Annotated in this window: 1 protein-coding gene; it reads right to left on the bottom strand. The window is 67.2% G+C overall.

Features of this window, described 5'->3' with window-relative positions; genetic code table 11:
• Nucleotides 1-931: IS481 family transposase (locus tag NKJ23_RS34475; protein WP_352685184.1), on the bottom strand; the 931-nt coding region annotated here is incomplete at both ends.

The raw sequence follows: 931 nt of genomic DNA, 5'->3' as shown, positions 1-931 counted from the left end.
TGCGGCCAAGAATGGAGACGAAGCCATGCTGCTGTACGCGGCGGATGAGATCGCCCTTGGCGTATTCGAACGGCTCGACCGTTTCGCGATAAGGGCGCAGCGATGCCCAGTAGCGATCGAGCGGCACGCCGCCGTCCAGCGCATCGTGGGGACGCTGGGCGTTGTAGACATGGCGCCACTGGTCGAATGCGTCCTGGGCCTTGGCGAGATCGGCGAAGGGCGGTCCCTGCAGCGCCTCGGCCTTGAGCGAGCGATGGAAGCGCTCGTCCTTGCCGAGGGTCTGGGGATGGCAAGGCCTGGAGTGGCTGACGGCGATGCCGGTTTCGATCAGCCAGACGGTGAGCAGCGTGAAGTCGTTGCGGCCGCCATCGCCCCAGGGCGGGCCATTATCGGTGGCGATGCGCCACGGCAAGCCATAGCGGCGGAAGGCGGTGACCAGCCGGGCTTTTACGGTTGCGGTGGTCTGGTCGGCGCAGGCCGACAGCGCGACCGAGAAGCGCGAATTGTCATCAAGCACGGTGAGCGGATGCAGGCGGCCGCAACGCAAGGCGACGTGACCCTTGAAGTCCATCTGCCACAGATCGTTGGGGGCGGCATGCTCGAAGCGGATGAAGGGCTGCGCTCCACCGCCCGACGTTCCCAACTCAATGCCGTTGCGACGCAGGATGCCGGTTACCGTCGAGGCCGCCGGCGTGCCGATACCCTCGCGGGCAAGCACACGCGCGATCTTGCGTCCACCCCAAGCCGGATGCGCCATACGCACCGCAAGGGCCGCCGCTTCCACCTCCGGCGCGCTGCGCGCCGGGCTCGATCGTGGCCGCCGCGACTGTTCGACCAGCCCAGCCTCCCCCTCGATCCGATAGCGCGAAAGCAGCTTGTGGCCACAGGTCCGGCCGATACCGAAGCGCTGGCACAGCACGCTTACATTCGC

The sequence above is a fragment of the Mesorhizobium sp. M0184 genome, assembly GCF_040322215.1.
In the GTDB taxonomy this organism is placed as follows: Bacteria; Pseudomonadota; Alphaproteobacteria; order Rhizobiales; family Rhizobiaceae; genus Mesorhizobium.
This window is presented reverse-complemented; position numbering and strand designations above follow the sequence as displayed.